This is a genomic window from Heyndrickxia sp. MSNUG (assembly GCF_049532715.1).
GTDB lineage: Bacteria > Bacillota > Bacilli > Bacillales > Cytobacillaceae > Mesobacillus.
Genome location: NZ_CP150978.1, coordinates 1483192 through 1504686 on the forward strand (window position 1 = coordinate 1483192; position 21495 = coordinate 1504686).

Consider the following 21495-nt stretch of genomic DNA (forward strand, 5'->3'; position numbering starts at 1 on the left):
GCTACCTTTTTTTGACTAATTTTTTAAAAAATTGAAACTAATTTCCAATTTATCCGTATTACATAGTAAGAAATAATTAGAGAAGGGGAGGTGCTTGTATAGGTTTTAAGTAATAGATTTTAAAAAAGGGTGAGAAAGATGGAGCTATTTGGATTGCCACTAGAAACAGTTTATTTATATGGTTTGGTCATCTCTGGAGCAATCACGATTCTTTACTTGTTTTTTAGTGATTTTTTAGACGGTGTAATGGAAAGCATTCCACTGATCAATCCGACATTGATTTTTTCATTTATAACCATTTTTTCCGCAGGCAGCTATTTAGCTGAGGTTTTTACAGCTTTGCATAGTGGCCTGATCGCAAGCTTTTCTGCACTTGTTGCACTTATTCTTGTGATATTATTGAATGTTTTTGTCCTTATTCCCTTATCCAATGCTGAGGAGTCGCTTGTGTATAAGGAAAGTGATTTAAGAGGGAGAGTCGGAACGGTCATCACAGCTGTTCCGGTTGATGGTTATGGAGAGGTCTTGATCGAAAGTATTAGCGGCAGAATATCTAAGCCGGCAACCAGCTTTGCTAAGACGGAAATTCCTTATGGTAAAAAAGTATTAATTATTGATATTGAAAATGGTGTGCTACAGGTAAAAGTCTATGATGAGTTAGAGAACTTCATTTAGGGGGAGATAGAATGGATTTAATGTTTATTGTGATTGGTTTTGTCGTTTTCTTGATTATTGCCATGATTGCTGTTTTTATTACGAAATACAAGACGGCAGGACCAGATGAAGCTTTGATCGTAACAGGAAGTTTTCTCGGCAGCCGAAATGTCCATATGGATGAATCGAATAATAAAATCAAGATTATCCGTGGCGGCGGTACCTTCATTTTTCCAGTTTTCCAGCAGTCCCGCCCGCTAAGCCTGCTATCGAGTAAACTGGAAGTTACGACGCCTGAAGTATATACAGAGCAGGGTGTACCAGTAATGGCAGATGGTACAGCAATCATTAAGATCGGCGGGTCGATCAGTGAAATTGCCACTGCTGCCGAGCAGTTCCTTGGTAAAACTAAGGAAGACAGAGAAAATGAAGCGAAGGAAGTTTTGGAAGGTCATCTTCGCTCTATCCTCGGTTCAATGACCGTGGAAGAAATCTATAAAAATCGTGATAAGTTCTCACAGGAAGTGCAGCGTGTTGCTTCACAGGACCTTGCAAAAATGGGATTGGTGATTGTGTCATTCACGATCAAGGATGTTCGTGATAAGAATGGTTATCTTGATTCACTCGGTAAGCCGCGGATCGCACAGGTGAAGCGTGATGCTGATATCGCGACAGCCGATGCGGAAAAAGAAACTCGCATCAAGAAAGCGGAAGCAGATAAGGAAGCGAAAAAGGCAGAGTTTGAAAGAGCGACAGAAATTGCGGAAGCTGAGAAAATAAATGGTTTGAAAATGGCAGAATTCCGCCGTGAGCAGGATATCGCCAAGGCTCGTGCTGACCAGGCTTACGATCTGGAAAATGCCCGCGCACAGCAAGAGGTAACTGAACAGGAAATGCAGGTCAAAATCATCGAACGTCAAAAGCAGATCGAGCTTGAAGAAAAAGAGATTTTGCGCCGTGAGCGTCAATATGATTCTGAAGTTAAGAAAAAAGCAGACGCTGACCGCTATGCTGTCGAGCAATCAGCAGCAGCAGACAAAGCGAAGCAGATTGCTGAAGCTGATGCAAACAAGTATCGGATTGAAGCTATGGCACGTGCTGAAGCAGAAAGAATCCGTATGGATGGTCTTGCAAAAGCTGAAGCAGAGCGAGCACAGGGTGAAACTGAAGCTGAAATCATTCGTTTAAAAGGGATAGCAGAAGCCGAAGCAAAGGAAAAGATCGCCGAAGCGTTCGAACAGTTCGGCCAGGCAGCAATCCTCGACATGATCGTGAAAATGCTTCCTGAATATGCGAAGCAGGTTGCAGCACCACTTGGCAATATCGATAAAATCACCGTTGTCGATACTGGCGGAAGCGATGCAAACGGCGGAGCGAACAAGGTTACAGGCTATGCAACCAACTTAATGGCCACACTCCAGGAATCTTTAAAAGCATCTTCTGGAATTGATGTGAAAAACCTCATTGAGAATTTCTCGGGAAAAGCAAATGTAAGACATAGCATTGATGCACTCGCTACTGAAATTAGGGATCATAAGAAAAGTGAAATTGAGAAAGCAGCTGAATAATTTTACTATGATTCTGCGTAAAGCTATGAAGCCGGCTATGGAAGCTAAATTCCAAGCCGGCTTTTTTCTTTTAGGTGAGAGATCAGATTATCGTTTCTAATTCACCTGAGACTGGACGTTTCTTTGATAAGTTAGAGATATGTTATTTTCATCTGTGAATTTCTTTTATAAGTAAAAGCAATCAAAAAAAACTGGCCACAGAATGGCCAGACTCTATTACTAGCTATTGTTTTTCCTTCTCCTCATTAGCTGACTTTAGCCAGCTTTCAAAATATCCAGAGGTTTCCACACCGCCGGCTTCTTCAAATGTTTTAATGAGGTCAAAGCCAGAAGCGTTTTTATTTGTATTCTCCTTGGCAAATTGCTTTAATGCATTCTTGAATTTCCCTGTTCCCATGAGCTTCTCAAGCTCCTCATACATCGTTGATCCTTTTCCTGTGATCAACATGTTGTAATCATTCATCTCTTTAAAATCTCCGAGCGGGCTGCTCAGGGATAGGCCCTGTCCTTGAATTCTTGCAATTTCAGACTGAACCTGGGCAATCTGCTCGGATGAATTGCTTGCTGCGTACCCTCTTTCAACCATGGCTTTTTTTAATAAATAGCTTGTAATAGCTTCGTTCACCCACGGTTCTTTATATCCATTGCTTCCTACAGCGCCTGACAGCCATTGGTGGAGAACGGCGTCTGCCATACTGATGCTGCCTAAGTGATTTGAAAAATTATACCCTGGAGTAAAAATCATTCCTTGATAAGACATTTGTGGGCTGCTTTCAGCAGTACGGATAATGTCCAGCTCTTTGTATGGATAGGTCCCAAAATACTCCTCGAAATACTTCATTGATTGACCTGCAGCCATATTATTACGTTGTGCAGCATCCTGGTCATCGGTCGTAGGGCGTGACCAGATATTGATCATCGTGTCATCAGTCATGAAGATCTCTCTTGAGTAATATTGCTTATCCAACAGGACCAACGACAGATCCCTTACATTCTCAAGCTTGACTGCATACTTAACGGTATCACCCTGAGCTTCAATTTTTGCAGATGGCTCAGGTGCATTAGATACAATTTCATATTTTGCAGGTGCAGTCAGCGAAATATCATAATTCGCTATTTCCCTGTAAAATGGATTTCCGAAAGGTGTGAAGGGATCCAGGTTCCAGCCATTCTTATCGTAAACAGCCTGGGTCGGCAAAAAGTTCCCCAGCCAGACTGCAGCGTAATCAAAACTAGTATTGCTATAGTTTTTTGGCAGTTTCAAAGTGAATTTAAATGCGACCTCGGCTTTTTGCTTGTCTGTCCAATTAGCCATGTCAATTTCAAGAATCGTTTTATCCACTTTAAAATCTGTTCTCTTGCTATTCACATATAAATCCTTGATTTCAATCCAGCCCCGTTCCGGTGATGGGCCAAGAATCATTTCCCAATCGATACCCTCCAGTGCTTCCTGGAATTGGTTCGGGTACAGGTGGAAATAAAGTTTATCCTGCTCCTTTCCGGTAGTGTTGGTTGTTGTCACATTCAGGGTACCTTTCAGTGAACCTTCAGCTTCGTTATAGGTCAAGTATGCTTTATAATCCGTTGGGACAACATCTTTATTAGTAAAATCCGAGTGATAGATTTCTTTTCGATCTAATTTTGAAGAAACTTGGACAGACGACTGTTTAGCAGTCTGTTCTTTAGTACTGTCTGCATTCTCCTGATATTGCGCATATCCATATACTCCAGCCCATAAGATTAACGGCAATGTTAATAGAGCAGTAAGCACAGGCTTAGGTTTTTGGCCGATGAACGAAGTCATTTTCAATAGGACTTTCTCAAATGCTTCATAAACTCTGAATTTAAGAAAGTATTTGCGCAGGGTTAATAGCTTGTTTCGAAATATGTCGCAAAAATAAATTTTTTTCTTATAATCCATTACCTTCTCGCTTTGGCTGCCAACCAAAACAAAACTCTTGGATTCCCTCACCATTGAAGTACTGCTAACACTCTCTACTGCCTGGACTGACTTTTGCCTGTCAGGGAGGACACCGGCAATTTGATCTTCGACACCTCTTTTTATCCAATTAATAATGAGGGCGATCACAGTAATAATCAGAATTGGGCTGTAAGCCATCCATGGAGCACGTCTGATCAGCCAATAGTTCTGGCCTGCCAATCCCGCTAATTCATTTGAGATCGACCTGTATATTAACCGTGGTGAATCAGTAAGAGCAGTCGGGTGTGGTCCGCCCAAATAAATCGCGAAGATGCCCATGAAAGTGAGCAGCTGCAGCAATTGCAGCATTTGTTGTGCAGTTAGCAATAAAAAATGGGACTTAATGTTCGGCCATACATGCCTAACTAAGATGTGGAGTTTTCCTCCTCCCATGAGCGTTGAGCTTAAGACAAAGGACTCCTTCTTGATTTCGTCCACCATATCGGTGATAAAGTAAAAAACTCCTGGCAGACCAATTAAAATCAGTACAAGTACCTGGTATTCCAAAATGACTTTTGCTGAATAACCCTGTGGTGCTGCTGCAATCGGAAGCATAAAAATGATACATGCGAGCAAAGCAGGGATGTACCTGAATGGCCAGAAAAAGGCACTGAAATACCGTTTGAATCCGGGCATCCATATAGCAGTCAATAACGCCAGCAGTCCTCCAAGGATTAAGCGTGCCAAGGTGATGCCAATAACCGCACCCAATGTGTACTTTATCCCGACAAGGACCAGATTCACCATGCTTCGCGCTCCCAAATCAGTTCCAAGAGGGAAAACGAAGGATGGAGGGGCAGGAGGGGCGGCAACAAATTTACCATTCTCATCAAATATTAACGGTTCATTGCTCTCCGGCATCAGCTCTGTATTCCAGCTCAATATAAAGAAAATGAACAGGATCGCAAAGCCCACAATCAGATTCCGATGTTTTAAGTTATGAATATACTTGAAAACGAAAACGAACATAGCTAATAGTTTTTTTAAAATATACAGTGCAAGCCTATATAAATCAGCGGCAGCAGTCTTTAAATCTCCCTTACCTAAATTCTTGAAAAGCGACTTAAAGCCAGTAGTGATATCCCTGAAGTTTAAATTCCTAAGAAATCCTGCAATAATCGCCAGAACATACACAAGTTTGCTAGTAAACAGCTTTCTCATATATTCAACCCCTGTGCATTTGCCGCTTTCTTACCAGAAAGGGTGACGACCCGTTCAAGCAGCATCACCGGCACCAGGAACACTCCGACATAAAAGAAAACCTGCACAGGAGATCCCCCTCGAGTGATCAGCAAATTATATAGTTCTTTTGTGTAGCCATTGAGTACAAACATTTGCTCAACGAGTACAAGATTGGTCGTAATCATAAAAATAATCGTTTTAAAGTGAATCGACATAACTGGGAGGATGTTTCTTGTTAGATGGACGAAAAGGATATGCAGGTTCGACAAACCTTTTGCCTGGCCCAAAAGGATGTAATGCTTTTCATACTCTTCTTCCATGATCTTTAATAAATATTGCGCAAAAAACATCGAAGGCAGCAAGGAATTAATGATCATGGGGAAAATCAAAGGCTCTTTTCCTGCAAGTCCATACATTGTAACCAATCGAATTCCAAAATCCCGATACAATGCAAAAAGGGACATTTGAATAATAAAGATGACCAATAGATCAGGCAATCCCTCAAAAAAGTTTAAAACATGTTTTAGCTTAGATCGCTTTTTAAAAGAAATGCTCATTAATATGTATGCTATGCAGCTTCCTATAAAAATTGTAAAAACCAAGCTCACCAATATAATCTCCAAAGAGTACGTATACCTGTCAATGACTGTTTCCTGGTTCCATTTTTCAAAAAAAAGCCAGCTGTCTGCTTCAAAAAATTGAAGAGTTGTAGCCATAAAAGCTTTTAGGAAGTCCAATACCTTAAAGCCTAAGTGCTCGCTTCCATCTGGACGGTAATTAAACAGTTTAGGAAAAGACATGAAAAATAACAGACCTGCTGCTGAGGTCAAAAGTAAAAGTGGATAATGGATAATTTTTTTCATAGTTCCCCCTTGGAAAATTTTTCTTTATTTATGATTTGACGTAGTATATTCATGAAAGGTTGCATTTTTTATGAAAATTTTTTTAATAATTTTGTGATAATTGCAAAAAAAATGTAATATAGATTATAATAAACCGACTGGAAAGTTTATTTAATATTAATAGAAAATTGGGGGGAGCGAATATGGAACAGAAGGTTATGAATCAAACGATTGTCTCTGCTCTTGATAAGTTTCGTGAGCTTGATGAAAAAATCTCGCATTTTAATAGTATTTCAGGGTTATTAAGCTGGGACCAAAAAGTAATTGCTCCAAAAAAAGGGAGGTCAGCATTTGCAAAGGCCAGCGGTACACTTAGGACAGAAGCATTCAAGCTGACTGTATCTGATGAAATGGGGGAACTGCTTAGCACACTTTCAACGCCAGAAGCTGAAACTTACCTAGACGATGTGACAAAAGCACAGGTTCGGGAGAGAAAAGATTTTTATAACCGGTCCAAAAGGATTCCTGCAGAAATGATCAAGGATTTTTCTGTGCTGACATCTCAGGCTAACGACGCCTGGGAGGATGCAAGAGAGAATGATGATTTTGAAAAATTCCTGCCGTATTTAGAGAAGATTGTGGAATTTAAAAGAAAAGCCATAGAAATTTATGGGTATGAGAACCACCCGTATGATGCGCTGTTAAGTGAATACGAGCCAGGTCTGACAGTAGAAAAGCTAGATCCGTTATTTATGAAATTAAGAGAGTCAAGCGCTGATTTACTAAGAAGGATACAACAATCTTCTTATAAACCTTCTGCTGAAATTTTTGATCAGCCATTCTCCGTGGAGAGGCAAAAAGAGTTTAATCGCTATATCCTCCCGCTCATAGGTTTTGATATGGAAGCTGGCAGACTGGATGAAACTGTTCATCCTTTTGCACAGACTGTTAACACCGGGGATGTTAGGATTACGACCAGGTATCAGGATAATAATGTCCGTTCCGCGATCTTCGGAACGATCCATGAAGCCGGACATGGCATTTATGAACAAAACATCAATCCGGAATATGAAGGCACTGTCATCCAGGAGGGAGCTTCTTTCGGTATTCATGAATCACAATCCCGCTTCCTAGAAAATATGGTTGGACGCAGCGAACAGTTCTGGACGTACTTTTATCCAGCGCTTCAGGAGTATTTCCCTGAGCAGCTAGGCAGTGTAGACTTAGATGAGTTCTATCGTGCGGTTAATGCAGTCCAGCCATCATTTATTAGAGTGGAAGCAGATGAGCTGACATATAACCTGCATATTATGGTTCGATATGAGATTGAAAAGGCGTTAATCGCAGGCGAAATCGAGGCACGCGACCTTCCAGCGATCTGGAACGAGAAGATGAATGAGTATCTAGGTATTACACCTGCCAGCAACAGGGAAGGCGTCCTTCAGGATATTCACTGGTCGTTCGGCGGCTTCGGATATTTCCCTTCTTATTCCCTTGGAAATCTCTATGCCGCACAAATCCTGCATAAGATTCAGCAGGATGTACCTGACTTTTATGACAGCATAGAAAATGGGAACTTCAGTGTAATCCAGCAATGGCTGAAGGAAAATATCCACCAGTATGGCATGCTGTATACACCTAATGAATTAATTGTTAAGATTACGGGAGAAGAGCTTAATGCGGATTATCTTGTACAGTATCTAGAAAATAAGTACAGCAAGGTATACAAACTATAAATCTCGAAGTCAGATTATCAGTCAGAAAAAAGAGGTTATAAAAATGCCAATTGTTTCAGATGAATATAAAGAATTGAAACGCCAAGAGATATTGCAAAGTGCACATGCCTGTTTTGCTAAAAAGGGATTCGAAGCTTCGACAGTGGATGATATCGTCTCTCATTCAGGGATCAGCAAGGGTGCAATCTATAATTACTTTAAAAGTAAAGATGAGATTTACCTTGCACTCATGGAGAGGCAGACAAATGAATCTGGTAGCAAATTCACCAGGGAAATTGCAAAATGTAAATCTGCTTTGGATAAGCTTAATTTCTTGATTAATGCTTATTTAAACAATGATCCAAACGACGAAGAGAACAAAGATCAGGCGCTTGTGCATTTTGAATTCAGGCTGTATTCCACAAGGAAACCAGAATTGAAAAAAGCGCTGACGGACCGCTACCAGGGTTTCTTTGTTAACTTGTTGAAGAGCATCATTGAAGAAGGGCAGGCAACAGGTGAGTTCAATAAAGGAATCATTCCAAAAAGGTACGCTGATATCTTTTGGGCAATGGTAAATGGAGTTACTTTGCAGGCAACGTTACTGGATGAATATCAATATAAAGAAATCCTCAAGGAAATGCAGACAATGTTCATTGAAAAACTTAAAGCATAATAAAGAAAATACCAGTGAGAAAAGGCTGCTCACTGGTTTTTTCTTATTTTAAATCCATAACATTTTGTTTATAAACAGCTTTTTCCTTCAGCAGCTTTTTTAGATGTGCCTTATTTTTTCTGGCTGATAGAATATAGAGAAAATCACCTGACATGATGCTTGTATTTCCTGTGGGTGCTATAAGTTCTCCTTTACGAATGATTGCGTTGACGAGCGAGCCTTCAGGAAAGGGGATATGTGCTAAAGTTTTCCCGATAATGGCGCTATCACTTTCTATTTCATACTCAATCATTTCTGCATCTGCTTTTCCAAGTGAAATGAGTTCGAGCGACTGCATAGGAGTAGTTTTCTTAGGTCCGTTCAACCCGAGCTTAGCAGCAGCATATGGAATGGTTGCTCCCTGAATTAGGGCACTCGTCAAAACAACGAAGAATACGACATTAAAGATTTGATGGCTGCCCTCTATTCCCGCCAACAAAGGAAAGGTAGCAAGGACAACGGGAACAGCACCTTTCAGGCCTGCCCAGGAAAGGAAAATTCGTTCTTTGTTTGTGAAATTCATATTTATTGTAGACAGATATACTGCCACCGGCCTAGCCACTAACATGAGAATTGCTGATAATAGGATTCCTTGTATTAGAATGGCAGGGGTGAAAAGTTCGGAAGGGAATACAAGGAGGCCTAGAATGACAAACATGAGGATCTGCATCATCCAGGCAAATCCTTCTGAAAAACGGAAGATAGAATGTCTGTATGCAATCTCAGCGTTGCCAATCAAGATGGCTGCAATATAGACCGCCAATAGTCCGCTCCCGTTTAAAAATGCAGTAATACCATAGGTTAGCAAGGCAAAAGCAGTCGCGAAAACGGGATAGAGTCCACTAGAATCAAGATTTATGGAATTAAGTGATGCAATCGCTATTTTACCAAATATAACCCCCAGTAAGACACCCAATCCCATTTGCAAGAAGAAATCGCCGATTAAGGACATGATGCTTGCTTCAGGAACAGTGATTAGCTCAATCATCGCCACAGTCAAGAAGACTGCCATCGGATCATTTGACCCCGACTCTGCTTCTAATGTTGAACCGAGCTTTGGAGATATATTTTGTCCTTTAAGGACAGCAAATACGGCTGCTGCATCTGTAGAACCAACGATTGCTCCAAATAAGATCGATTCCAGCCAATCCAATCCTAAAATCATTTTTGCAGCACCTGCAACTATACCGGAGGTGAGCAAGACACCGATGGTAGCAAGTGATAAAGAGGGGACGATTACCGGTCGGACATCCTTCCAGTTGGTTTGAAGCCCGCCTTCGAACAAAATAATCACAAGGGCAATGACACCAATTAACTGAGTCAGGGCTGCATTATCAAAATATATTATCCCTAGCACATCGCTCCCCATTACCATGCCTACCAACATGAAAAGAATCAGGGATGGTACGCCCAGCCTGTTGGAAAATCTTGTGGTCAATACTCCGACGATAAATAATATGGCTGATAATAAAATGAATGTATCCGTACTTAATATTGGTTCCTGCAATAAAAACTCCCCCTTAAAGATCTACGTTTAATTTAATTCTTACTGAATGGCTGTCAATTCCAATAAAATGAAGCGTTTCAGATGGAGAGGCATGGTGCAGCCGCTTTTGAATGAGTGAAATGGCAATGCCTTGAATGTAAGCATGGTATCCAAAGGTTTTCCGGAGAGTAGTCATGCCAACAGCCTCTTCGATTCCTGCTTCTTTTGCTGCAGCGTTAATGATTCGATAGGCCTGCTGCCTGGTGATTGGCTCTCCTGTTTTTCGGGACCTAAAGAGATAATCTGTGTCAATTAAAGCGTTTTCGAATACATATTTTTTCAGTATATTTCTTATTGTCAGATTTAGGTAAACAGGGGGACTGTTGTATTGGGGAAGGGAAAGAATTTCTGTTATTTCACCGTCGGAACCTCTGATTTCGTGAACACGAAGGTGCAGTAATTCTTGCAGCTTTATGCCGGTATTGATCCCAAGTAAAAATAAGCTATGATCCCTGGCAGAATGTTTCTCTAAAAACTCTTTCATTTTGCTGATTTGCCACTTTTCTTTTATAGCCCCTACGCTTTTCAAAAAGTCACCTCCTTATGTAACTTAATTATATATTACTTTAACTTGTGTAACATAATTTTATGCTTACACTAAGGAGTTTTGTACAGCATTAAACAAATGTTATAATGAACAGTAAAGAAAATTTGTTATTAGCAGGAGGCAATATGCTGACTTTTGAAGAAAAAATTGCAATCATTGAAACCTTTTCCGAGCTTGAGCGCAAGAATGTATCATTAGGACGTGTCAATTTCCATTTTGAAGGAAGTATTTACGAAAAGAAAAATGTAGTTTATCATTTGCATCCAAATGGCAATGGATTCGTATATGGTGAATTTTTAAGCGGATATGATATGGATCCTAAAGGGATGGTAAATATCAGGGACTTTTCAGCAGAAGAACTTAAAACGATTATCACTCAATCCATTCAATCTCTTTCCCCAAACACAGATGCTGAATCTGCGATTATTGAGGACAATGAGGAGGAACGCTGGATTAATGCGGAAAATCATACACTGATTCTCTTGAATGAAGATGATATGTGGAATGTATACGCTGGATTAAATCTTGATGGAACATTCCTTTCGTATAATGAAGCCAAACAGTATTTAGAAGAAGAAGGCTTTAGAAAAAGATAATATCGAACATTTGGAAATTACTAATCAAAAAAAGGATGCCGCATTGGCATCCTTTTTCTTATAACTTAAAGTTCCCTGTCAGTTTTTCTAATTCCATTGCTGTCTGCTGAAGAATTTTCGTTGTTTCGTTAACATTTTCAGCGATTCTTAACTGTTCCTGAGTTGATTGATCTGTTTGACTTGTGCCTGCAGCGATCTGTTGTGAAGCTTGGGAAACCGTGTCAAGAGAGTTTGTGATTTGCTCGATCGCGATTACCTGCTGCTCGATGGCAGAGGCAATATTATTAGAGTTATCCTCAATCTCAAGCGTTGTTTCAAAAATTTCATGAAGCGTATTTTTGGCATTTGTTGAAAGGTCCTTGTTGTATTGAACAGCTTCTCTTGTCTTAGAAATATAGTCAACTGCGTCACGAGTGCTGTTAACATTCTCATTAACGATAGTAATGATGGTAGAGGCTGATTTGGCGCTTTCCTCTGCCAGTTTCCTGACTTCATTCGCTACAACTGCAAAACCTTTCCCATGATCGCCTGCTCTTGCTGCCTCTATGGCAGCATTTAATGCTAATAAATTTGTTTGGTCTGAAATAGTATTTATGATTTTAACGAATTGCGTTATCTTATCTGATTGCTTTTCAAGTGTGATGATAATGTCAGCTAGCTGATTTGTATTGTCTTCAACAAGTTCAAGACCTGCAAGCATCTCATCGATTCGGACTGTTCCTTCTTTAGACGTAACAGTGGAGTTCTTGGCGATGTAGCTTGCCTGCTGGGCAGAAGCATTGATTTCTTCGATTCCAGCGTTAATTTCTTCAAGAGTTGCTTGCATTTCTTCAATGTTAGCGTTCTGTTCCTGAGTACTGGCGGCTGCCTGCTGATTGGCTGCAGTCAACTCTCTGATTGCATCTACTGAGCTGGAAGCAACATTAGATAATGCAAGGGTTTCGCTCGTCACTTCTTTAGAACTCGTTTGTACCTGTGATACCACATTTCTCAGTGAAGCTGTCATTGTATTGATGCTTTCAGCCAATGCACCGATTTCGTCTTTCGATTTTACAAAAATGTCGTTCTGAGATAAATCGCCATTTGCAATATTTGCTGTTAAATCCTTAATCTTGTTGAGCGGTCTGATCAGCATAGAAATGAGCAAATACATGGCAATGCTTGAAATTCCTAGGATTACCAAAGCCAGAATCCAAATACGCGTTACTTCTGCGTTTATTTTTTTATTGATCTGTGTAACATCAAAGTCGACTCCGTATAGAGCAATCACCTTTCCGCTCATATCGGTGATTGGTGCAAAACCTGTTACTTTTTCATTACCAGATTCAGATTTATAAATATCTGTTGTGGTCCTTTTATTATTTTTCACAGCGATTAGGGCAGCATCGTCGAAAGCCTTGCCCCCTGAATACTGAGAGCCATAACTGAAATCCTTGGTAAGCATGACGGAACTCATGGTAGGTATAGTCAATTTTTCACCATCCAAAGTGACCAAGTAGAGATTATGTATTAAGGGATTATCTTTTAAAATTTTATCCATTTGTTTCTGCATGGTTGTAACACCTGGATTGTTCTTGGAAGGGTTGCTGATGATTGTCTGGGCTTTCCCTGGAGTGATTTGATCTGATAATAAACTTGAGATTGTACTTAATTCCGCTTCCATTGATTCAACATTGCTTTTCTTGATGACATAATAAGCTAAGGCTGATGTAGCCAATGCCATGATCAGCATAGAAATTACACTTAAGGAAACGACTTTTAATTTCAAGCTCATATTTTTCTTTATCCGTTTTTTTTCAGGTTTCTTTTTGCTGTTACTTTTAATCTCTTTGTTTTTCTTTTTTAAAAGCAATTTCTTTCACTCCTCTGTTCATGCATCGTACGTATGGGTATTACTAGTTCAATAGTTATATTTATTTTCGGCAAGTTTTGGGTTAAGTTAAGGGAATTGATGCAAAAAATGAACAATTTGTTTCTAAATTGACTATTCTGCTAAACTCTTATATACTAAAAGGTAATTAAATATTCTCTTTTTAAAGGGGAGTAGCTGCTACAATAAAGTCGTCATTACGAGATTGCATCTCCGGCTTTATTGGCAACGTGGACGTTGTTAGCAAGACCTTTACTATTTTGGTAAAGGTCTTTTTCTATGCATTTTTAGGCCTTTACCATTGTGGTAAAGGCCTTTTCTATTGGGCAGGAGAATATTTGGTTAAAAAATGAACTAGGAGGATTTTTAATGGACATCTCAATTTTGCTCGAATATAGCTGGGTACTTCTTGTACTCATCGTTATGGAAGGGCTGTTAGCAGCAGACAATGCACTTGTCCTCGCAATCATGGTGAAACACCTGCCAGAGGGTAAAAGGAAAAAGGCTTTGTTTTATGGATTAGCCGGGGCTTTTGTGTTCCGATTTGCATCACTATTCCTTATTTCGTTCCTTGTGGATGTATGGCAGGTTCAGGCCATCGGCGCCTTTTATCTATTGTTTATGTCAGTGAACCATATTCTCCGGAAAACAATTTTTAAGAAAATGGAGCAATCCGAAGAAAAACCTGTAAAAGGAAAAGCAAAAAAGAGCGGTTTCTGGATGACAGTTCTAAAAGTCGAAGTTGCAGATATTGCTTTTGCAGTAGATTCAATTCTTGCAGCAGTTGCGTTGGCAGTGGTGCTTCCCGAAACTCCACTCCCTGAAATTGGCGGAATGGATGGCGGACAGTTTCTCGTCATTTTTGCCGGAGGAATGATCGGATTGATCATCATGAGATTCGCTGCGAATATGTTCGTTACATTACTGGAAAAAAGACCTGGACTTGAAATTGCCGCATTCGGCATCGTTGGCTGGGTAGGAGTTAAGCTAGCTGTGCTTACACTGGCGCATCCTGCTATTGGTGTCTTAAGCGGAAGCTTTGCGCACTCAACTGAATGGAAGCTTACTTTTTATGCAGTGTTAGTCGCTATTGCTGCAGCTGGCTGGTTCTTATCAAAAGAAAAGACTACTGAAGGAGCAAGAAAGGCATCCTGAAAACGATAAGATAAACTAAAAGAATCCCTGAATTATAGCGACCCTCTTAAAGGTTGCTGCATTTTAGGGTTTCTTTTTTACATTTGCCGCTCATCATTTAGAATGATTGTTTCCAAAGTAGCGATCGTTTATTGTTATTTTTCCAAAAGAACAAGAAATATGCGATTTTTGGCGAATATGCGTTAGTTGGTTCTTATAGGGGTATATTAAAAAAATAATTAAATCAACATCTATTTTATTCTCGAACTTATTTTATGTTATAGGAGGTGTTCGCCTTACATAAGTAAGGCTTGCCCAGTGATTATTACAAATTTGCTTTTAATTGCACTATTAATTGCATTAACAGGCTTTTTTGTGGCAACTGAATTTGCCATTGTAAAAGTTAGAACTTCGAGGATAGACCAGTTAGTTTCAGAAGGGAAGAAGGGAGCAGAGGCTGCAAAGCATGTTACCTCACATCTGGATGAGTACCTTTCTGCCTGCCAGCTTGGAATCACCATTACCTCACTAGGATTAGGCTGGCTGGGTGAACCGACTGTTGAAGCAATGCTCCATCCACTTTTTGAAAACTGGGACCTAAATCCTTCACTATCACATATTTTGTCCTTTGGGATTGCGTTTGCTTCTGTAACCTTCCTGCACGTAGTTGTGGGGGAACTAGCGCCGAAAACAGTTGCGATCCAGAAAGCAGAAACAATCACACTGACCTTTTCAAAGCCGATTATTTTATTTTATAAGATCATGTACCCATTTATTTGGGTTTTAAATAATTCGGCACGTATGCTGGCTGGGTTGTTTGGTCTAAAACCAGCTTCAGAACAGGAATTGGCACTTTCTGAAGAGGAATTGCGCATTCTGCTTTCAGAGAGTTATGAAAGCGGGGAAATCAACCAGAATGAATTGAAATATGTAAATAATATTTTTGAGTTTGATGAGCGTATAGCAAAGGAAATCATGGTGCCAAGGACAGAAATCGTCACTTTGGATATTACTGATACTATAGACACGATCATTGATGTTATCCAACAGGAAAAGTATACCCGCTATCCAGTTATTGATGGCGAAAAGGATAATATACTGGGTATGATCAATATTAAGGAAATTCTAACGGCAAAATTGACACAAAAGGATCTGCACAAAGAATCTATTCTGACATCATTCGTAAAGCCTGTAATTCGTGTCATTGAAACCATTCCGATTCATGATCTTTTGGTGAAAATGCAAAAAGAACGTATTCACATGGCGATATTGATCGATGAATATGGCGGCACATCCGGACTCGTTACTGTCGAGGATATCCTGGAAGAAATCGTCGGCGATATTCGTGATGAATTTGATGCAGATGAAATCGCGGAAATCAGGAAAGTAAAAGAAGGCCATTACCTGTTCAGTTCAAGGGTATTAATTGGCGAGGTCAATGATTTGCTTGGCACCCATCTCTCAGATGAAGAAGTTGATACAATTGGCGGCTGGTTCATGACTAAAAACCTGGATGCTAAAATAGGAGATGAAATAGAAGAAGAAGGGTACCTTTTTAAAATTATCGAAATCGATGAATATCATATTTTATATTTGGAAGTAACCAGGATAGAAATAGAGTAAAGCCTCCTCAAAAGGGGGCTTTTAATTTTTTTCAAATAACTATGTGAAATAAGACACAATCCGTCAACTTATTAGATTTATTATTACCAGTGGCTAATATTGGCAAGTTCTAAAAATGTTTCAAATTCTTCAGAGAGTGGGTATTAACTTCACTACCGGGACAACCGGATGAATCGTAAAAAATGAAATGGAGGAATTACACATGACTAAAAAAGTAGTTGGAGTATACGACAATCAAACAGAATTAATCGAGGCAATTGAAGAATACAAAAACAACGGATATGCAGTTCAGGATTTCTCAATCATAGGAGACACTACTGAGCTATCATCAGCGCTTGAAAGCAGAACTGGTGTGACAACTGAAAATCTTGGAACGAATGATACTTATGATCATAAAGAAGGCGGGTTCTGGCAGAGCTTAATGACAGCATTTGATGCTGACAGAAATCTTGGAGGCAACGAACCTTCTATTTCAGACCGCTTAGTCGGCCTTGGACTTACAGATGATGCGGCGAGTGAATATGAAGAGGATGTAAGAGCTGGCCGAATCATCTTACTAGCTGAAACAAATGCCTCTGGATTAAATACAGAGCAGACAGGCTATGTAACTGATACATCTGTGACAAGCACAGGAGTTACAGGTGCATATGATGACACAACAGTGACAAACACAGGAGTTACTGGTGAGTATGATGCAAATCGCTATGACACTGATGAGCAGACATTAAGATTAAGAGAAGAGCAGTTGGATGTGTCAAAGGAAACTGTCCAGACTGGTGAAGTAGAAGTGCATAAGCATGTTGTCGAAGATCAGCAGAAGGTCAATATCCCAGTAACTCGTGAAGAAGTTTACGTTGAACGACGTGAAGTGAACGAAGTTGCTTCTGATGTAGACTCCGTAATCGATGATGGTGAAACAATCCGTGTACCAATCATGGAGGAGAAAGTAGAAGTCACTAAAAAGCCAGTCGTGACTGAAGAACTTGTCATCGGCAAGCGAGAAGTAACCGATACAGAACAAGTCGTTGAAACAGTAAAACGTGAGGAAGCTCACCTTGAAACAGACGACGATCGTCTTGTTAATGAATCTGGCCTTAAAACGGATAACGATCGTTTTGTAAATGACTCTGACCTTGATCGCGACGGGTTCAAGGATAGATAAAAAACTGTATTAAATGTAAACCGACAGGCATAGGGCCTGTCGGTTTTGTTATGTAATTAAGATAAGGAATACCGTATGTCTGAAAAAGCTTGGTGCATCTATGAAAGAGAATAAAATAAAAAGTATGATCGGCGAACTTGAAACTCGAACTCAAGTTAAATAATTTTGAGAGAAATAAGAAAAGACGCCCCGAAAGGCGTCTTTTCTGCGTATTGAGGCGACTGACTGCACGCCACATCGTGCATTTCCATAAAGGAGTGTCTGTCGGCTTACACAATTCAGCTCATCGCTCTATTACTATAACATTGTTATGCCTTAGTAGCAAGTGGAAGAATTTTCAGTGGATGAATCTGTATGTTTACGAAATAGCAATTACAGGGTAAAAAAGGTGGAAATGAAAAGAGAAAGGATAACATCATGAGGAAAAAGACAGCGTTTATATTATTCCTGGTTACACTTTTAGCGATTCTGGCTGCATTTTCAATTTATGATAAAAGAGAAATGAAGGACCCAGGAGAAAAGAAGGTAGTAGCATTTGGTGATTCACTGACATACGGCTTCGGTGATGAAAAAGGTTCTGGATATATCGATACACTGGATAAAAAATTAAATGAACAAAATAAAGAGGATTTTGATTTTACCAATGAAGCTATATATGGGCTTGAATCCTCCGGGATCCTAAAACAATTCTCAGATATTAGTGTAAGCAGCAAGCTCGACGATGCAGATTACTTTATCCTGTTTATAGGAACCAATGATTTACTTAACAGCAATGGAGGGAACCTTAAAAATCCCAAGCAAGAGGAGATTGATAAAGGCAAGGAAGTGTATCTCCAAAACTTGAAGGCAATTATCAACATTCTAAAAGAAAGAAATGAAGATGCACCAATCCTGCTATTAGGACTCTATAACCCGTACCCGGACTCGGAGCAAATAGAAGCCATTTTAGATGATTGGAACAAAGATATTATTCATGTTGTTCAAAAGGAAGAAGAAATCTTGTATATCCCTACAAATGATTTGTTTAAAGGTAAGGAAAAGAAGAGCTATTTCAGCGATTCACTCCACCTGAATGACAAAGGCTACAAACTGATAGCAAATCGAATTCTGGAGAAATACGATTTTAATTAATAACTCACCTTACTGGCAAATGCTTTGCCAGTCAGTTTGTCGACAAAGATATAGTTCACCCATAATTTATTCAAAACCTGTTGACCTTCGTTCCAGGCGCGAAGACTCCTCCGAAAATGCTAATGCATTTCCATCGTGCGTGGGAAGGTTCGAGGAAGTAAATCAATGTCCTGCGGGATTAGCGGCCAAGGTGAGACCCCGAAGGAGCAAAGCGACGAGGAGGCTCACCTGACGCCCCGCGGAAAGCGAAGCGCCTGGAACGGAAATCAACAGCCCCATTTTCGAACCAGTCAAAATAAAAACTGTAGACAAGTTCGAGTGTCATCGACTTTGTCTACAGTCTGACCTGGCAAATATTTTGCCAGGTTTTTCTTTGAAACAATTTATAGATGTAATTCGTTATATAATAATAGAAGAGATTAAGTGAAAGGAAGCAAAACGTGAAAATTAAACTACTCGGAAGTGCGTTCATTTCTTTCATATTAATAATGATGGCACTTCTGTTATATTATCAATTTCTAATTAACCCAGGTATCAATGAAAATGTCCCTCTTCCACAGGAATTGCATCCAACCGTACAACAAAATAAAGAAACACTGATCCAGAAGGCAGCTGATAAAGGAATAAGGGTGATCGTCACGGATGGTTTCCGAAGTGTTCAGGATCAGGATAACTTATATGAAAAAGGCAGGTCTGCGGATGGTTCAATCGTTACACATGCCAAAGGCGGAGAGTCATTTCATAATTTTGGATTGGCAATTGACTTTGCCTTGCTGACCCCGGAAGGAAAAGCCATCTGGGATACAGCATATGATGGCAATGGTAATGCGCAATCTGATTGGTTGGAGGTCGTAGCGATAGCGAAGGATCTGGGCTTTGAATGGGGCGGGGACTGGACCCATTTTAAGGATTATCCACATTTAGAGATGCGATTCGGACTGTCCATCAATGATTTGAAGAGGGGGAAACGTCCTCCGGAAGACTCACTCACAGCCTCACAGAAATAAATTCTCAAAGAAAGGGACATCACTAGAAAAAGTGAGGCCCTTCTTTTTTTAAATGATATGTGATTTATCAGCAAAGGAGATGGATCCATGCCATCTTCTCAAAGGTAAGTTGTCAGAGGCTCAGGGTTTCAGGTTCACCATTATCGTTCATCAATCTGATCGTATCTGCCTTTATTTCTAAAATAATAAAATTAGGATCTTGTGGGTTTTTAATCCACTTTTCCATTTTTTCGTTCCAAAATTTATCCTTCAGATTCTGTTCTTCTCTTATAGATGCTTTACCTTGCACTTCAATGTAGGCATCGCCCATCCCGTCCCCTTCGTAACCGAGCAGGATATGAACATGAGGATTCTTTTCAATTTCCTCTGCTTTATATGTTTCCTTGCTGGTAGGTGTGTAAAGGGTCAGATCCTCATTAAAAAAAGTCATGTAGCGAGAGTGAGGTTTATTCCCTTCCACAGTTGCCATCGAGCCGACCTTTGACTCACCAAGAACTTTTAAAATCCTGTCTTTTAATATTTGATTGTCCATAATGATTCCTCCTTCAAGGTAATGGTTTTAATATTCTCGATAATGAAGAAGTTAAACCCTTTTTTACACATTGGCTCTGTTACAAGGCTGTTGATTTTCGTTCGAGGCGCTTCGCTTTCCGCGGGGCTGGCGCTGAGCCCGCAGGAGTCTACGCGCCTTCCACTACAATCAACAGGTTATAAAAAACAAGATTCACGTTTAACAGAATCTACACATAAAAAAAGCCCTGTTAAAACAGGGCATCATTTTATAAATCATTATCATAATCAACGTTGAACTTTTTCTCGCTTGAAGATGAGTCCTTTGTATGATGCCCATCCTTTTCTTCTTTCTTCTCCTGTTTAAGATCTTCCATCGGAATGGGATCCACCGTTAATTCGCTTTCGAATCGATCATGGAGACTTTTTTTTGTTGTTTCATATTGCTCGGGATTGTCCATGTTTTGTGTATTATCAACAGGCACTGTTTTTTTATTGTCCTTTTCCATTATTACCACCTCATTAATTAGTTTTTGATGGATTATTCTTTACTGTTAACTTTCTCTCGGGGGCACCGCGTTCTCAGGAACGTTCTCGATGAATAAGCGGCCCTAAATATTGCTCTTTCTAGATAATATAAAATTACCCTCTTGTCTAGATCTGAAACTAGTGTGGAATTAAGACTATTCTAAACGTGTTTTTCCAAACCAAGAACCGTACTTTCACTACTCAGGGAAGCAGATCAAAGTCTTATAGCTATGCATCCTTCATATAGTTAATTATGCGAGTCTAATTAACGGAATATGGAGGGGGAGAGTGATGATAATTATTAGGTTTCCAGATGCTCTCGGCAGCCAGAAGCTCCAGAGTTTATCTGGAAAACAAAAAGAGATATATGAATACCTGGACAGAAACTTGACCATGTTTGAGTATGAAACCACCAGTCAGCTCCTATTTGAAATAAGGCTTCGTGAGAATATCGTTGAATCTGCCATGAAGCTAAAAGACAGTGGTGTCGCTTTTACTTCATTTACCTATTCAAAATTCAATCCAATATACTGGACCAGGGTCCCCAGTGGCTATCTTTTAAAACCTAATGTGCTGCCCTCCACCGCAATTAATGATATCTATTCAAATGGCCAGGAATATGGATTTGAATGTTCAACGGCAATGGTGGTCATTTTTTATAAAGCTGTATTGGATTCAATAAGGTTGGCTGATTTTAATCATTTATTTGGCGGATTGCTTGTCTGGAATTGGAATTATGATTCAGATCTGGCAATCATAACGCTCGAGGGCAATGAGTTTATCCCAGGAGATGTAGTGTACTTTATGAATCCGGATTTTGATAAGCCAATTTGGCGAGGAGAGAATGCTGTTTATCTTGGCAATGATTTATATTTTGGTCACGGAGTAGGAATTGGAACTTCAGATGAAATGGTTAAAGCTCTTAATACACTACGCAAGGAAGGTGCTGTAATTTCAGCTTATATGCTCCAGCAACATAGCCGTTTGAATTTTAAGTATTTGTCCCAGTTTTCAAGCAAATAATCCCAATTATGTGTTAAAGACTGGCTTTGTGCTGGTCTTTTTTGCTATTTCAAATTCCTCATTTTTCTTAAATCAAAATCAAGTAGAATTTAGAAGGCATAGTTTTAAATATTGGGGGAATAAAAAAAGAGACATAATATATACATTTCTACATTCCATTT

18 protein-coding genes are annotated in these 21495 nt (G+C 39.7%); 11 read left to right on the forward strand and 7 right to left on the reverse strand.

The features are described from left to right. Positions 1–138 precede the first annotated feature (138 nt). Entirely contained in the window at positions 139–675 is a 537-nt protein-coding gene (locus AABM38_RS07270; RefSeq protein ID WP_423409786.1) for a hypothetical protein, read from the forward strand. 11 nt (positions 676–686) lie between these two features. Then, the gene (locus AABM38_RS07275) at positions 687–2222 is read left to right on the forward strand and encodes an SPFH domain-containing protein (protein ID WP_423409787.1); all 1536 of its coding nucleotides are present in this window, start codon (positions 687–689) and stop codon (positions 2220–2222) included. Between the two features lie 223 nt (positions 2223–2445). On the opposite strand, the gene AABM38_RS07280 is transcribed toward AABM38_RS07275, so the two are convergent. Beyond that, positions 2446–5364: a M1 family aminopeptidase gene (locus tag AABM38_RS07280; RefSeq protein ID WP_423409788.1), complete on the reverse strand. Its 2919-nt coding sequence runs from the start codon at positions 5362–5364 to the stop codon at positions 2446–2448. Beyond that, positions 5361–6248 carry an ABC transporter permease gene (locus AABM38_RS07285; protein WP_423409789.1) on the reverse strand — a complete coding sequence of 296 codons (888 nt, stop codon included), beginning with the start codon at positions 6246–6248 and terminating at the stop codon, positions 5361–5363. The genes AABM38_RS07280 and AABM38_RS07285 overlap by 4 nt, the downstream gene beginning before the upstream one ends. A 182-nt stretch (positions 6249–6430) precedes the next feature. Here AABM38_RS07285 and AABM38_RS07290 point away from each other — a divergent pair, with 182 nt between their 5' ends. Together AABM38_RS07290 and AABM38_RS07295 are read left to right on the forward strand one after the other, a co-directional pair. Beyond that, positions 6431–7963: a carboxypeptidase M32 gene (locus AABM38_RS07290; protein ID WP_423409790.1), complete on the forward strand. Its 1533-nt coding sequence runs from the start codon at positions 6431–6433 to the stop codon at positions 7961–7963. A gap of 43 nt (positions 7964–8006) precedes the next feature. Beyond that, positions 8007–8618: a TetR/AcrR family transcriptional regulator gene (locus AABM38_RS07295; protein ID WP_423409791.1), complete on the forward strand. Its 612-nt coding sequence runs from the start codon at positions 8007–8009 to the stop codon at positions 8616–8618. 43 nt (positions 8619–8661) lie between these two features. Here AABM38_RS07295 and AABM38_RS07300 read toward each other — a convergent pair whose 3' ends face one another. Then, positions 8662–10164: a potassium/proton antiporter gene (locus AABM38_RS07300; RefSeq protein ID WP_423409792.1), complete on the reverse strand. Its 1503-nt coding sequence runs from the start codon at positions 10162–10164 to the stop codon at positions 8662–8664. Between the two features lie 13 nt (positions 10165–10177). Continuing rightward, on the reverse strand, positions 10178–10732 hold the full coding sequence (locus tag AABM38_RS07305; protein ID WP_423409793.1) for a tyrosine-type recombinase/integrase: 555 nt from the start codon (positions 10730–10732) through the stop codon (positions 10178–10180). 143 nt (positions 10733–10875) lie between these two features. Here AABM38_RS07305 and AABM38_RS07310 point away from each other — a divergent pair, with 143 nt between their 5' ends. Continuing rightward, positions 10876–11346 carry a hypothetical protein gene (locus tag AABM38_RS07310; RefSeq protein WP_423409794.1) on the forward strand — a complete coding sequence of 157 codons (471 nt, stop codon included), beginning with the start codon at positions 10876–10878 and terminating at the stop codon, positions 11344–11346. 58 nt (positions 11347–11404) lie between these two features. Here the strand turns inward: AABM38_RS07310 and AABM38_RS07315 are convergent, their stop codons facing one another. Continuing rightward, complete coding sequence (locus AABM38_RS07315) at positions 11405–13198, reverse strand: methyl-accepting chemotaxis protein (RefSeq protein WP_423409795.1); 1794 nt, start codon at positions 13196–13198, stop codon at positions 11405–11407. Positions 13199–13585: 387 nt separating this feature from the next. On the opposite strand from AABM38_RS07315, the gene AABM38_RS07320 reads away from it, so the two are divergent. The 5 genes from AABM38_RS07320 to AABM38_RS07340 all read left to right on the forward strand — a co-directional run bounded on the left by AABM38_RS07320 (position 13586) and on the right by AABM38_RS07340 (position 19273). Beyond that, positions 13586–14371, forward strand: a complete 786-nt coding sequence (locus AABM38_RS07320; protein ID WP_423409796.1) for a TerC family protein — start codon at positions 13586–13588, stop codon at positions 14369–14371. Between the two features lie 297 nt (positions 14372–14668). After that, entirely contained in the window at positions 14669–15973 is a 1305-nt protein-coding gene (locus AABM38_RS07325; protein WP_423409797.1) for a hemolysin family protein, read from the forward strand. A gap of 202 nt (positions 15974–16175) precedes the next feature. Then, the gene (locus AABM38_RS07330; RefSeq protein ID WP_423409798.1) at positions 16176–17135 is read left to right on the forward strand and encodes a YsnF/AvaK domain-containing protein; all 960 of its coding nucleotides are present in this window, start codon (positions 16176–16178) and stop codon (positions 17133–17135) included. Positions 17136–17552: 417 nt separating this feature from the next. Beyond that, on the forward strand, positions 17553–18266 hold the full coding sequence (locus AABM38_RS07335; protein ID WP_423409799.1) for a GDSL-type esterase/lipase family protein: 714 nt from the start codon (positions 17553–17555) through the stop codon (positions 18264–18266). Between the two features lie 440 nt (positions 18267–18706). Next, positions 18707–19273 (forward strand): M15 family metallopeptidase, encoded by a 567-nt coding sequence (locus AABM38_RS07340; protein ID WP_423409800.1) that lies wholly within the window; start codon positions 18707–18709, stop codon positions 19271–19273. Positions 19274–19385: 112 nt separating this feature from the next. On the opposite strand, the gene AABM38_RS07345 is transcribed toward AABM38_RS07340, so the two are convergent. Continuing rightward, entirely contained in the window at positions 19386–19805 is a 420-nt protein-coding gene (locus tag AABM38_RS07345; RefSeq protein ID WP_423409801.1) for a pyridoxamine 5'-phosphate oxidase family protein, read from the reverse strand. A gap of 247 nt (positions 19806–20052) precedes the next feature. Then, positions 20053–20292, reverse strand: a complete 240-nt coding sequence (locus AABM38_RS07350) for a hypothetical protein (protein WP_423409802.1) — start codon at positions 20290–20292, stop codon at positions 20053–20055. Between the two features lie 310 nt (positions 20293–20602). Here AABM38_RS07350 and AABM38_RS07355 point away from each other — a divergent pair, with 310 nt between their 5' ends. Further along, on the forward strand, positions 20603–21334 hold the full coding sequence (locus tag AABM38_RS07355) for a protein-glutamine gamma-glutamyltransferase (RefSeq protein ID WP_423409803.1): 732 nt from the start codon (positions 20603–20605) through the stop codon (positions 21332–21334). Positions 21335–21495: the final 161 nt, after the last annotated feature.